Below are 13,228 nucleotides of genomic sequence, written 5' to 3'. Positions count from 1 at the left end.
TAAAATCCTGTCTCAGTGGGATGATCAATCTAACCTCAACAGAAAATAAAAATAACACCCGCGAGACTGAGCGATGGACCTTTTGCTATTTAACTTGCATGATGTCGTTCTCATCATGACAGCCTTTCAATGCACACTGTTTGCGTTCTTCTTGCTGGTAGTAAGGAGCGAACGACGTGTCAGTAATGCGCTGCTCGCGCTGTTTTTATTGAGCCAGGCCGCCATTCCCCTGGATATCCTTATCAGTTTTGGTGCGGGCTTTCGAGACTGGGCCATTCAGGTCTCACCCAATCTCTTCTATATATTCGGCTTCGCCTACTGGTTGGAAGGGCCGCTGCTGCTCTGGTATACCCGCTCGCTGGTCTACAAAGGCTACCAACCGCAACGCCGTGAACTGGTGTACCTGTTGCCACTGCTTGGCTACGTTATTTACGAATACTTTGTTTACTTCCGCTTTGATTCCCTGACAAAAGTGGAAATGTTGCAGGACTACGACTTGTTTGCCGAATCTGCACTGACTCACGGCATCGGCACCCTGCGGGAAATATTGCGTTGGGTGTTTGGTATCGCCTGTCTGGTGGAACTTAGGCGCTATCATTCAAGAATCCGGGATTCCTACTCGACGATCGAGAAAATAGGTCTCCGCTGGCTGTGGATTCTGGTGGTAGGCTTCCTGATAATTCGCAGCTGGGCGGTGCTGGTCAATATCGCAATTATCTTTTCCGCCCATTTGGATACGCTTCTCAATTACCGAGCCATGGGACTCGCCAGCAATTACACCGTGTTGATACTGGTTAGCGCACTGATTTTTATGAGCCTGCGTGGCACGTCGGTATTTGACGGACTGGAATCGGAAGCAACGTCCGGAGAGCCACTGGGAAAAAACATCGGTAGCGCAAAGAAAAGTGCCGATACGAGTAAACCCCAGATAGATCCGGAGCTGGTGGAAAAAGTTGAACGGAGCATGACACGGGAGCATCTGTTCCTGACGCCCACTCTGACTCTGGCCGACCTCGCCCAACATCTGGGTGCGGCCAAACGCATAGTATCCACTACCATCAACCGCCACTTTGGCTGCAACTTTTTCGAATTCGTCAATCAATATCGTATAGAAGAGGCCAAAGCCCGCCTGGCAGACCCCGCTTGTGAAGGTCAGACGGTTCTGGAAATAATGCTCGCCGTGGGATTTAATACCAAGGGTACATTCAACACCCTGTTCAAAAAACGCGTGGGAATGACACCAACAGAATTCCGCTTTCGCAGTCGCGCGCTGGCGCCGTTGCCGGAGAGCACGATTTAATGGTATCGCACAACGTCGTTCAGCACCCCCGTTCGTTGCGAGCGTGGTTTTTAAGGGATTCAAAGGACTTTCGGCGAACCCTGATTGTGAATAGTATTGTCAGCCAAGGGTATCGCGGGCCTAATCAGCTTCTTCAAGGTAATCGTAAAGTAGTGATTTGACAAAAACTGGAGGTTTCATAGACACTGCATTGATCAAACTAAGATGCAAAAAATTTGGAAGACGGCAGCAGAAAAGGCAAAGACAGCAAAGCCATTGAACCTTGCCCGATCCCGTCGACAGCACGCACTAATCATAGTCTCTCCGCCAACTGCTTGTCAGGGTGGCATCCACCGACTATAGCGGCGCGAAGCAAAGTGTCTATTCAATGGATAAAGGGATTCCGTTGTAATCACGCTAAAAGCTTCCAGAACAAGTCTTAACCAATCTTGGTTTCAAGTAAATAGCCACTGGCAAAGCCGGTGGCTTTAATCGTGAACCGCTCCAAGTGGTCTGTACGGAACTAACATACCTTGAGCCCCCAAATGGGGCTGCCTATATCTTCATACCGAGCTCAGTTGTTCTACTGGTCGATTTTCCTTCTCCTAATGACGAATATAATTCCTGATCACGGCCAAATTTTATTCTAGAAGGTGTCCGCATATTCCAGTGCAAATTTAAATCTCCCAACCTGGGCAGGTGGACTTACGGCTGCTGAAAACTGCGTGAACTGGATAACCGCTTACTACGAGAGATAGTCTACGTATTCACCTGGGCCAACAACGATAACTTTGTCACCGATTCGGCAACGACTCTCAACCACCTCTGGACGATCATGATATCCACCCGGTTTTGATCTGTCCAAGTCGGTCATAATGGCCATATCGTTTGCGGTAGGGTTTGGAGAGCACTCGCAAATGCTTGTAAAGATCGCCGCCTTCTGCCTTATCGGTGTAAACAACCTGATAAATCGTCTCATGGTATAACGACACCTGCTTGTGCCTCAACAGGTAGTTCGCTACTTGTTGAGGGCTCAGTTCCTGGCGAAGCAGATTTTCTATCCAGATTCTCGTCTCATCTGTCACTTTGATTGCTTTGTGAGCCGTAGTTCTGCGATTGTAACTGAAGCGCTGCGCCTGGGCGGGTCTGTAACCTCTCAAACCCTGGTTACGATTCAATTCTCGGCTAATCGTTGAAGGTGAGCGCCCCAACAAAGCCGCAATCTCCTTCTGGTTATGTTCTGCATTCAATAATACGTAAATCTGGTATCTTTCTTCTTCGGTCAGCTGGTGGTAACTCATCAGTACTTCATCTCTTGGTCGGTAGAGGCGTGGAGTCTACCAGCTGGCTCTTCTCCTTATCCAATTGCACTTATTATCCGAAACCACGTATAACTATTTGACTTCTCTCATTGATAATACATTGCGTGTGTCAGATCATAGCTCTGGCTTTTTACCCAATGATATAGAGGTTTTAAAATATTGTGAATAAAACCTTATATGCTCTTTGAAGGTTTAGATCATAACAGCCAAAAACTCAATCTGTATTTTAGATAATCTGCAGTATTTGGTACATCGCAAGCAAAGGCTTTCCCTAGGGCCTGTTCACACTAATTAAAGTATCGGCAATAAGCGCAAAGTGAATAAAAAATGTGAAAACGACATCCAGTTTGTCAAAACGAGAGAAAATTCTTCTGAAGCCCTTCAGGCGTCGAAACAGCCTCTCCACTTCATTTCGTTTTTTGTACGCCTCCACGTCGTATTTCCAGGTGCTCATTCGGTTACTCTTCGGTGGCACGACAGGTTCCATGCCCAGATCGAATACCAACTGCCGGGTTTCATTACCCTCGTAGGCCTTGTCCATGATCACTTTGGCACCATCCCAACCGCAGTTCTCAAGGCTTTTCAGCAGCTTTCGGCCCTCCGGAGCGTCTCCAGCCTGCCCCGGTGACAGAGAAAATACTACGGCGCGGTTGTGGTCGGCTGCAACCATATGAATCTTGGTGGTCCATCCTGCTCGTGATTTGCCGATAGATTGAGGACCATTTTTTTTAACGCGCCAGTACCATCTGGATGAACTTTAACAGCCGTAGAATCAAGAGAGATATGATCGACCTGGATATTGATCACATTATTTTCCTGGAGGGCCAGAAAGACCCTATCCAGTACACCTTGTTTGGCCCAACGATTCGCCCGCATGTAGACGCTGTGCCAACGGCCGAATTTCATCGGCAGACCTCGCCATTTACAACCATGCTCGGCTATGTAAAGAATGGCGTTCAGCACTTGTAAGTTGGATATTTTCACGTTGCCGCGCTGGAGGGGCAGAAAATCTTCGATAATTTTGTATTGTTGCGCTGTAATTTCCATGAAGGGATTATACAGGATTTAGTGTGAACAGGCCCTAGTTTACCATATAAGATTTCGACCTTCTAATTCCACTCTGATATTTTTCTTGGAACTGTCTTATTGGTTGGGGGTATGATCACCCTTGTATTGTTATTGGCCTCAAATAAAGAAAGCGTATTATGCAGTGCTTCAAAGCTCCATCCAACAATTAAATGGAGCTTTAAAAAAATCTGCCTGAACTAATTTTATTAACCTCTAATCTAATCCATTTGTAGCTTTTATTTAAAGCTACACTCTATTTTTATTTTTCTAGGATTCCAGAAATTTCTCCTTTGGGGTTCGACTTGGTGTGTAGATTAACGAAAACCTTTTTATCAAGTAAACTTTTCCGATAGGGTTCCTCCACTGTCCATTTCCCCACAATATACCCACTGTTACCTTTGGAACACCTTGTTTCAAGTCCGTGTTTATCCTTATCAGTTTTCGTGGTGGGCCAGTCAGGAACCATACCGGGGCGTGTAGGCATACCACAGATCGTTTGGATTATTGGGCCACTGGGGTTGCCTGGTTTGCAAATAGGAGGCTCTTTGCCATCACCTAAACAGCGCATATGAAAATGAGACATAAGTAGTCCTGGCTCTGAAAGGCCACTGTATCCAATCATAAAATTTAACATGTGTGTTTGGTTGTTATACGCCCCGATAAAAAACCCGTGAGCGTCTTGAGGTGTTTCCTTATTCACTTTTTTATTGCTAAGTATTTCTTCATTCGCTATGGTCAGGTCGGCCTTGAAAATTGTGAATACATTATCATCACTTGCTTCAGACCAAGCTTTCCCGCCAACGGCCTGTTTGGACTCAGCGGGTATCTTTCCCTGTTCGCTGTGATTGTCAGCGAGATTGAAAGGGGAATAGGTGAGCAGTGACAACGTTAGCATATAAAAAGCGACTTTAGGTAATGAATTAGATTTCATAAACCTCTCCTTTCATGATCTAGATTCAACTTGTAAGTGCATATCTCAATAGAACTAGAAAAAGCGGGCAGTTCATCGTATTATTTCTGCTTTTCTTTCAGCAAGAGATATATCATACGACAGTAAAAAGTAACTGACTATAAATACAAATACCAGGTGGAGGTATTCAAGAAAAGCACTCTTGGTATGCCCAAGATGACGCTTAATTATCTTATCTGGCATGTCTACCATTACCTCCGCAGTGCTGTTGAATAGCTGTTTTTTATTTTACATGAAAAAGAATAGAAAAGATTACACAGCAGTCCATAGTCGTAGTTTCCCTCTCAATGTTTAAGGGGATCAATAGTACTACTCATTGTTAGAGGTAGCTCTTTGAATGCTGGGATCCTTTATACGCCACTGAAGCTATTTGACATATAAAATATATCATGGCTACTATCGAGAACAGCGTTGGAATAGATTTCTTTATCCCGATAGTATTTTTGTACTGGTCAGTATGGTGCATTTACTGTAAAACTTATGTAATTAACACTAAATTAATACTGATGTTTATTTGTATAAGAAAACATACGTGCTTGTAACATTTTTAGTTTGAGGAAACTACTCTAGGGTCTGTTCACACTAAATCCTGTATAATCCCCTCATGGAAATTACAGCGCAACAATACAAAATTATCGAAGATTTTCTGCCCCTTCAGCGCGGTAACGTGAAAATATCCAACTTACAAGTGCTGAACGCCATTCTTTACATAGCCGAGCATGGTTGCAAATGGCGAGGTCTGCCCAAGAAATTCGGCCGTTGGCACAGCGTCTACATGCGGGCGAATCGTTGGGCCAAGCAAGGTGTACTGGATAGGGTCTTTCTGGCCCTCCAGGAAAATAATGTGATCAATATCCAGGTCGATCATATCTCTCTTGATTCTACGGCTGTTAAAGTTCATCCAGATGGCACTGGCGCGTTAAAAAAAACGGTCCTCAATCTATCGGCAAATCACGAGCAGGATGGATCACCAAGATTCATATGGTTGCAGCCGACCACAACCGCGCCGTAGTATTTTCTCTGTCACCGGGGCAGGCTGGAGACGCTCCGGAGGGCCGAAAGCTGCTGAAAAGCCTTGATAACCGCGGTTGGGATGGTGCCAAAGTGATCATGGACAAGGCCTACGAGGGTAATGAAACCCGGCAGTTGGTATTCGATCTGGGCATGGAACCTGTCGTGCCACCGAAGAGTAACCGAATGAGCACCTGGAAATACGACGTGGAGGCGTACAAAAAACGAAATGAAGTGGAGAGGCTGTTTCGACGCCTGAAGGGCTTCAGAAGAATTTTCTCTCGTTTTGACAAACTGGATGTCGTTTTCACATTTTTTATTCACTTTGCGCTTATTGTCGATACTTTAATTAGTGTGAACAGGCCCTAAGACAAAGTGCAAGGAAAAGAAAAACAACCAGCTCGATCTCGGAAAATAATCATTGGGATTTAGATTTGGTTCTATTTGATTGATTTCAATAAGTAAGTAGCCTCTGTGGTGCCTGACTTTAATCAGATCTAAAGGTTGCTATGGCATTGGTCCTCCCCCCTTGAAGTGGTCCACCCGTATAATTAGGAGGCGGAGGACTAAACATGGGAATCAAGCATCATAAGCCGGAAGAAATTGTCACGAAGCTGCGGCAGATTGAGGTGCTCTGCGGTCAGGGAATGTCGCGTTTGGATGCGATACGCCAGATGCAAATAACTGAGCAGACGTTCTATCGCTGGCGTAAGCAGTATGGCGGGATGGGAGCCGACCAACTGAAGGAACTCAAGCGACTACAAAAGGAGAATGAGCGGTTGCGCCGAGCAGTATCGGATCTCACGCTGGACAAGTTGGTTCTGTCAGAGGCTGCCAAGGGAAACTTCTGAGCCCTTCACGTCGCCGTGCTTGTATTGACCACCTACGAAGTCGATTTCACATTTCTGAGCGTCGGGCGTGCCGTATTTTGGGCCAGCATCGATCCACGCAAAGGCGCCTGCCTGTTGGCCGTTCCGACGAAAACCGTCTGGTTGCTGACATGGTTGAGCTTGCGCGACAGTGTGGTCGATACGGCTATCGCCGGATTGCAGCTTTACTGAGAGATGCGGGCTGGCAAGTGAACAACAAGCGCGTGGAACGACTGTGGCGGCGTGAGGGGCTGAAGGTTCCAATGAAACAACCAAAGAAGGGACGGCTCTGGCTAAATGACGGGTCGTGTGTTCGACTGCGTCCGGAGTATCCGAACCATGTCTGGTCGTATGACTTTGTTCACCATCGGACTAGCGATGGGAAAGCATTCCGAATGCTGAACATCCTGGACGAGTACTCTCGAGAATGCCTGGCAATCCGGGTGAAACGAAAGCTGATGATCAGTCTCGCTCACGATTATTGCTTCTATTCTCAGTGAAAACTTATATCCCACTTTATTTTTCATGTAGACATCAATCATTTTGGTCAAATCACTGGTACTGAACTTGCGCTCAAATTTGGGGCACTGATCGTTGTCATTTCCACCCGGTACTGACAGTCAGCGCAAAAAAGTTTGACTCAAATCTTTTTACGCCCCGACCAATTCACGACATTGGTTACCTAGAAACATAGCAATAGCATTTGCCGCCTTGTGATTCGCCACTCCGGCACAGGCTATTGCCAATTGAGAATCACCTTGCCGGATGCGCCAGAGCCCATGGTATCGAAGCCTTTCTGGAAGTCCTCTATAGGGAACTGGTGCGTGATAATCGGGGTCAGATCCAGGCCGGATTGGATCAGGCTGGCCATTTTGTACCAGGTCTCGAACATCTCGCGTCCGTAGATCCCTTTAAGGATCAGGCCTTTAAAGATCACCTGGCTCCAGTCGATCGCCATTTCACCGGCGGGAATCCCAAGCATGGCGATTTTGCCTCCGTGGTTCATGGCGGCGAGCATGTCGCGGAAGGCGGCGGGTACGCCGGACATTTCCAAGCCCACATCGAAGCCTTCGTCCATACCCAGCTCTGCCATCACATCGCTGAGCGTTTCCCTGCTTACGTTGACTGCGCGGGTGGCGCCCATCTTGCGTGCCAGGTCCAGGCGGTATTCGTTGATATCGGTGATCACCACATGGCGTGCACCCACATGCCTAGCCACCGCTGCTGCCATAATACCAATAGGCCCGGCACCGGTGATCAACACATCTTCACCCACAAGGTCGAATGAGAGTGCGGTATGCACAGCATTACCGAAAGGGTCGAAGATGGAGGCCAGGTCGTCGGAGATATTGTCTGGAATGTTAAAAGCGTTTAAGGCCGGAATAACCAAATACTCGGCAAAGGCGCCTTGGCGGTCCACGCCCACCCCATAGGTATTGCGACACAGATGGCGGCGACCGGCGCGGCAGTTGCGGCAGTGTCCACAGGTAATGTGGCCCTCGCCGGAAACGCGATCACCCACCTGGAAGCCAGCGACTTCCTGACCCATGCCAACCACTTCACCCACATATTCGTGTCCCACCACCATGGGAACCGGGATGGTTTTTTGTGACCACTCATCCCAGTGATAGATATGCATGTCAGTACCACAAATGGCGGTTTTGTGGATTTTGATTAACAGGTCGTTGTGGCCGGGTTCGGGAACTTCCACGTCGGTGAGCCAGATTCCCACTTCAGATTTCAGTTTCGATAGTGCTTTCATTGTCATAAAACTATAAATGGAGAGGCGTGGCAGCCCCTTGAAACAAGGTGGTCCTGTCGTAACAGACCGCTGCCATCACTTGGGCATTAAATCATATTCAGTTCGCGGCTCACTTCAATAAAGGCATCAATGCATTGATCGAGCTGTTTTCGAGTGTGTGCCGCCGACATCTGGGTGCGGATACGGGCCTGACCTTTGGGCACTACCGGGTAGAAGAAGCCCACTACGTAAACGCCGCGCTCCAGCATCTTGTCGGCCACTTTTTGTGCTGTGGCGGCATCGCCGATCATCACCGGGATAATCGGGTGGTCGGCACCGGCGAGTGTGAAGCCAGCTTCAGACATGCGCTGGCGGAAATAGGCGGAGTTATTGCGCAGTTTCTCGCGCAGTTCTCCACCTTCCATCAGCATATCCAGCACTTTCAGGGAGGCGGAGACAATGGCCGGGGCCACAGAGTTGGAGAACAGGTAGGGGCGCGAGCGTTGGCGCAGCATATCGATAATTTCCTTGCGGCCAGAGGTGAAGCCGCCGGAGGCACCACCGAGGGCTTTGCCCAGAGTGCCGGTGATAATGTCGATACGGTCAATAACACCACAGTATTCGTGGGTGCCGCGGCCGTGCTCACCGAGGAAGCCCACCGCGTGGGAGTCGTCCACCATCACCAGGGCGTCGTAGCGGTCGGCCAGGTCGCAGATGGCCTTCAGGTCGGTGATCACACCGTCCATGGAAAAGACCCCATCGGTGGCAATCAGTTTGGTTTTGGCGCCCTCCGCGTCGGCGGCCTGCAGCTGCTTCTCCAGCTCCGCCATATTGTTGTTGGCGTAGCGGTAACGCCTGGCTTTACACAGGCGCACGCCGTCGATAATGGAAGCGTGGTTGAGGGCGTCGGAAATAATGGCATCTTCCGGCCCCAGCAGAGTTTCGAACAGGCCGCCATTGGCATCAAAGCAAGAGGTGTAGAGGATGGTGTCCTCTGTGTGCAGAAATTCAGACAGGCGGGATTCCAGAGCCTTGTGAATATCCTGGGTGCCACAGATAAAGCGTACAGAAGCCATGCCGAAGCCGTACTGGTCGAGGCCTTCTTTGGCGGCTGCGATCAGGTCCGGGTGGTTGGCCAGGCCCAGATAGTTATTGGCGCAGAAGTTCAGTACCCGGGTGTCATTGTTCACCTGGATCTCGGCGGCCTGTTGGGAGGTAATAATCCGCTCGCGCTTGTAGAGGCCGTCGGCATTGATCTGTTTCAGTTCATCGCGCAGGTACTCAAAGAAGTGTTCTGGCTTTGGCATGGTTGTGTTTTTAGCTCCTGTCGGGTGCTTGTGGCACGGGGTGGTTTGCCCTTGGCAAGGTGACGCCAGTGGGCTCTGGTTTATCCCGCCAGTTCGCAGGCCTTGTGGGCCGTGATTGGCTGTTCACTGGCGCGGCAACTGGTAGCGAATTTTAATGCCTCTTCGGCGGTGTCGAACAGTAGTTGCCACAACAACTGCCGATCAGCCCGTCTCACTGCCCTTACCGCCGTGCGGTTTCGCTGGTTGGCGATCTGAATTTCTATAACGTCTTTACTGGATAGCGGTGTTTCGGACATGGTCCCTCCAACAATAAAATTTGGAGGGCTGACGTGGAAGTGGCGAATGAGTGTTCGCGCGCATCCGGTTGGATTGCTCTGGTAGAGCCCCATCCTCCCCACTGGCATTGGTGTGCTGGCAGAGAGAGAACCACCTTGCCCCGGTCGGCAGGTTGGCGTTGGCGTCAGCCACTCTCGTGATGTGCGGGCAAAGATAGCGGGGAGGGGGTTCACAGTCAACTATGCCACCTCGTTTGGAGGTGGCGCAGAGGTTTATGCGGGCAATTGCACAGATTTCAGCTCAATAAACTCGCCTAGGCCGGCTTCGCCAAATTCACGTCCATTGCCGGAGCGTTTATAGCCACCAAAGGGAGCATCGTAGTTGAATTCGCCTCCGTTGACGAAACAGAGGCCGGCCTCAATACGACGCGCCAGGGACATGGCACTCTCCGCATCCTTGGCCCAAACGCCGCTGGAGAGGCCATATTCGGTATCGTTGGCAATGGAAATGGCCTCGTCCATATCCCGGTAGGGGATCAGGCAGGTCACCGGGCCGAAGATCTCCTCGCGGGCGATGCTCATATGGTTGTGTACATCGGCAAATACAGTGGGTTTCACGTAGAAGCCTTTCTCCATGCCCTCCGGCGCTTCGGCACCACCGGTGACCATGCGCGCACCCTCATCGATACCCCGCTGGATATAGCCACGCACAATTTCCCGCTGACGGGCAGAAGAGAGCGGTCCCATAAAGGCGTCATCTCCGGTACCCATGGCGATGCCCTCGGCTACCTGCCGGGCAATTTCCACTGCTTCCTCATAGCGCTCTGCGGGTACCAGCATACGGGTCAATGCGGTACAGGTTTGGCCACTGTTGATAAACACATCTTCACATCCCCAGCGCACCGCAGCTTCTAGGTCTGCGTCGGGGGTGATAATCAATGGAGATTTGCCACCCAGTTCCTGGGTTACGCGCTTTACTGTGGGCGCTGCGGCCTTAGCCACTTCGACGCCGGCACGGGTGGAGCCGGTGAAAGACACCATATCGATACCCGGATGGGCCGACAGCGCTGCACCCACTACCGAGCCGGCACCGGGCACCAGGTTGAAGACACCGGCGGGTACCCCGGTTTCTTCAATAATCTCCGCCATAATAAAGTCCTGCAATGGAGTGATTTCGGCGGGCTTGGAGATCATGGTGCAACCGGCGGCCAGTGCCGGCGCTACTTTGCCGACGAACTGGTGCAGGGGATAATTCCAGGGGGTAATGAAACCACACACACCTACTGGCTCGCGGAACAATAAGGAATGGGCCGCTTTCTCCGTTTTTTCCATCTCGAAAGTGCGCTCAGCGTAATAGCGCATGGCGTAGATAGGGCCATCAACGTGCAGCCAGCGGGTGATATGTTCGGGGCAGCCCAAAGTTTGGGAAATGGCAAAAGTCAGGTCTTCTTTACGTTTTTCCATGCCGTCAGCGATGGCGTTAAGCAGTTCTCGGCGTTTCTGTGCGGTGCTGTTGCGCCAGCTGTGAAAGGCAGCCCTTGCAGCGGTTACGGCCAGATCCACATCCTCGGCAGAACCCTCGGAGACTTCGCAGATGATTTCCTCGGTCGCCGGGTTGATGACTGGATGTGACCCCATGCCCAGGGGTTCCCGCCATTGGCCATCAATAAACAGCTTGCCGGTTTGCAGTTTGTTGAGGTCTGTCATGTCACGCTTCCCTTTGTTCTGCGCCTGAGGGCGCGCTAATTTCAATCAGGGTTGGAGTCTGTCGGCTGAAGGCGGCATTTACTGCTTCTGCCAACTGGCCGGGTTGATCGATTCGGCATGCTTCGGCACCGAAGGCGCGGGCAAGGGCGACAAAATCCGGGGTATGCAGATTGACACCCTCCCGGGGGACCTTGGCCGCATCCATAAAGTCACGAATTTCTCCGTATCCGGCATTGTTCCATACCAGTATCGGCAATGGCAGTTGCTGTTCCACCGCCACCGCCAACTCACCCAGAGTAAACATCAGACCCCCGTCACCAATCAGTGCGATCACATCGCGCTCACTGGATAGTTTGGCACCAATAGCTGCGGGCAGGGCAAAGCCAAGGGTACCGTAGCCTGTGGTACAGGTAGCGTGGCTGCGCGGATGGTAGAGGGGCAGGGCGTGGTTGGTGTTATAGGCCAATTGGGTGGAGTCTGTCACCAGGATACCGTTTTCCGGCAGGGACGCGCGCAGCGCTTCCACCCAGGGGAAGCGCTCTTCGGAACCATCCCACCAGGCCTTGCGGCAGTCCTGCAGTAATTGGGCCACCTCTTGTTCCGACTGCTCTTTCGCCTCTCCATTGCGTTGGACCAGAGCAGCATTTAATTGCTGCAAGCTCTCCGCGGCATCGGCACAGATGGCGAGATCGGGGCTGGCGTTGCATACAAGTTGTGCAGTATCTATATCGATTCGGATTACTTGGCCGGAAAAGGCGTAATCTTCTCGAACCAAGTTGCGGTCCGTCTCGGAAAGTTCAGTGCCCACTGCCAATACGACATCCGCATTTTCCACCCGGTTGCGTACACAGTCAAAGCTCAGGTTGGCGCCACCGCACAGTGGGTGGCGTTCATCCACTACCCCTTTGGCGGCCAGTGACAGGAAAACCGGAGCGGCAATTTTCTCGGCAATTTGGGTGGCGGCTTCCCCTGCAGCCTGGGCGCCGCCACCCAAAAGAATGACCGGGCGCTGGGCACCCTGCAGCCAGTTGGCGGCAATAGTGATAGCGGTGCTATTGGCGCCTGGAGCTCTAGTGGCCGGAGCAGCGTGATAGTCCTCTAGTTGTCCGGGCATGGGGGCCGGGAACAGATCGATGGGAATCTCGATATGCACAGGACCCGGGCGGCTGGATCGCAGCAGCTGAAATGCCTTTGCCATCACCTCCGGCAACTGCTCGGCCTGGGTCAGGGTGTGTTGCCAGACACAAAAGCCACGACTGGCGTCGCTCTGACGGGGCAGCTCGTGCAGGCGTCCGCGACTCATACCCAGGTCTTCGCGACGATTCACTGCGGAGATAACCAACATGGGGATAGAGTCGGAGTAGGCCTGCGCCATAGCGGTGGCGGCATTGGTGAGGCCGGGGCCGGTGATTAAAAAACACACGCCCGGCTTGCCGCTGGCACGGGCAGAGCCGTCCGCCATAAAAGCGGCACCTTGTTCGTGGCGCGGAGTGATGTGTGTCAGGCCGCTGCCCGGCAGGTCGCGGTAGAGTTCGATGGTGTGTACACCGGGAATGCCGAAGACTTTTTCCACCTGGTATTCGCGCAGCAGATGCATCAGCACCTGGGCGCATGTGGGCGCAGAGGACATAACCACCGTTTTCCTTAGTTGTGTAAAAATGCAGTGAGCCTAGCGGCAC

The 13,228-nt window shown here is 51.2% G+C and carries 9 protein-coding genes, 2 pseudogenes and 1 riboswitch; of the genes and pseudogenes, 3 read left to right on the top strand and 8 right to left on the bottom strand.

Annotation, left to right across the window (positions count from 1 at the left end; all coding sequences use genetic code 11):
• Positions 1-115: 115 nt before the first annotated feature.
• Positions 116-1,300, top strand: a complete 1,185-nt coding sequence (locus tag M8T91_RS09650; RefSeq protein ID WP_301413856.1) for a helix-turn-helix domain-containing protein — start codon at positions 116-118, stop codon at positions 1,298-1,300.
• A gap of 772 nt (positions 1,301-2,072) precedes the next feature.
• Here the strand turns inward: M8T91_RS09650 and M8T91_RS09645 are convergent.
• From M8T91_RS09645 to M8T91_RS09635, 3 genes and pseudogenes are all read right to left on the bottom strand, one after another.
• Positions 2,073-2,580 (bottom strand): annotated as a pseudogene (locus tag M8T91_RS09645) (IS30 family transposase); the annotation flags it as partial.
• Between the two features lie 292 nt (positions 2,581-2,872).
• Positions 2,873-3,648, bottom strand: a protein-coding gene (locus M8T91_RS09640; RefSeq protein ID WP_301413808.1) for an IS5 family transposase whose coding sequence is annotated in 2 segments (ribosomal slippage) — positions 2,873-3,333 and positions 3,333-3,648 — 777 coding nt in all. Because the reading frame shifts where the segments join, the coding sequence is not laid out codon by codon here.
• 280 nt (positions 3,649-3,928) lie between these two features.
• Positions 3,929-4,600, bottom strand: coding sequence for a CHRD domain-containing protein (locus tag M8T91_RS09635; protein ID WP_301413853.1), 672 nt, complete (start codon positions 4,598-4,600; stop codon positions 3,929-3,931).
• Positions 4,601-5,243: 643 nt separating this feature from the next.
• Between M8T91_RS09635 and M8T91_RS09630 the strand changes: the two genes are divergently transcribed.
• Both M8T91_RS09630 and M8T91_RS09625 read left to right on the top strand, forming a co-directional pair.
• Positions 5,244-6,019 (top strand): IS5 family transposase gene (locus tag M8T91_RS09630; protein WP_301413852.1). Its coding sequence is split into 2 segments (ribosomal slippage): positions 5,244-5,559 and positions 5,559-6,019, totalling 777 coding nucleotides; the frame shifts between segments, so codons are not numbered across the junction.
• 203 nt (positions 6,020-6,222) lie between these two features.
• Positions 6,223-6,977, top strand: a pseudogene (locus M8T91_RS09625) (IS3 family transposase); the annotation flags it as partial.
• A 278-nt stretch (positions 6,978-7,255) separates the two neighbouring features.
• Here M8T91_RS09625 and tdh read toward each other — a convergent pair.
• From tdh to M8T91_RS09600, 5 genes are all read right to left on the bottom strand, one after another.
• The gene (tdh, locus tag M8T91_RS09620) at positions 7,256-8,281 is read right to left on the bottom strand and encodes an L-threonine 3-dehydrogenase (RefSeq protein WP_301413851.1); all 1,026 of its coding nucleotides are present in this window, start codon (positions 8,279-8,281) and stop codon (positions 7,256-7,258) included.
• Between the two features lie 86 nt (positions 8,282-8,367).
• Positions 8,368-9,567, bottom strand: coding sequence for a glycine C-acetyltransferase (locus tag M8T91_RS09615; protein ID WP_301413850.1), 1,200 nt, complete (start codon positions 9,565-9,567; stop codon positions 8,368-8,370).
• A gap of 80 nt (positions 9,568-9,647) precedes the next feature.
• On the bottom strand, positions 9,648-9,863 hold the full coding sequence (locus M8T91_RS09610) for a hypothetical protein (RefSeq protein WP_020411816.1): 216 nt from the start codon (positions 9,861-9,863) through the stop codon (positions 9,648-9,650).
• 59 nt (positions 9,864-9,922) lie between these two features.
• Positions 9,923-10,051: riboswitch (SAM-I-IV-variant riboswitch) on the bottom strand.
• Positions 10,052-10,115: 64 nt separating this feature from the next.
• Entirely contained in the window at positions 10,116-11,549 is a 1,434-nt protein-coding gene (locus M8T91_RS09605; RefSeq protein WP_301413848.1) for an aldehyde dehydrogenase family protein, read from the bottom strand.
• 1 nt (position 11,550) lies between these two features.
• On the bottom strand, positions 11,551-13,179 hold the full coding sequence (locus tag M8T91_RS09600; protein ID WP_301413847.1) for a 5-guanidino-2-oxopentanoate decarboxylase: 1,629 nt from the start codon (positions 13,177-13,179) through the stop codon (positions 11,551-11,553).
• Positions 13,180-13,228: the final 49 nt, after the last annotated feature.

The sequence above is a fragment of the Microbulbifer sp. MI-G genome, from assembly GCF_030440425.1.
Classification (GTDB): Bacteria; Pseudomonadota; Gammaproteobacteria; order Pseudomonadales; family Cellvibrionaceae; genus Microbulbifer; species Microbulbifer spongiae.
Note: the sequence above shows the minus strand (reverse complement) of the source record. Positions and strands in the feature narration are given on the sequence as shown.

Coding starts and splice junctions, on each gene's coding strand:
- M8T91_RS09650 (WP_301413856.1), top strand. CDS start 116: ATGACAGCCTTTCAATGCACACTGTTTGCGTTCTTCTTGCTGGTAGTA.
- M8T91_RS09635 (WP_301413853.1), bottom strand. CDS start 4,600: ATGAAATCTAATTCATTACCTAAAGTCGCTTTTTATATGCTAACGTTG.
- tdh (WP_301413851.1), bottom strand. CDS start 8,281: ATGAAAGCACTATCGAAACTGAAATCTGAAGTGGGAATCTGGCTCACC.
- M8T91_RS09615 (WP_301413850.1), bottom strand. CDS start 9,567: ATGCCAAAGCCAGAACACTTCTTTGAGTACCTGCGCGATGAACTGAAA.
- M8T91_RS09610 (WP_020411816.1), bottom strand. CDS start 9,863: ATGTCCGAAACACCGCTATCCAGTAAAGACGTTATAGAAATTCAGATC.
- M8T91_RS09605 (WP_301413848.1), bottom strand. CDS start 11,549: ATGACAGACCTCAACAAACTGCAAACCGGCAAGCTGTTTATTGATGGC.
- M8T91_RS09600 (WP_301413847.1), bottom strand. CDS start 13,179: ATGTCCTCTGCGCCCACATGCGCCCAGGTGCTGATGCATCTGCTGCGC.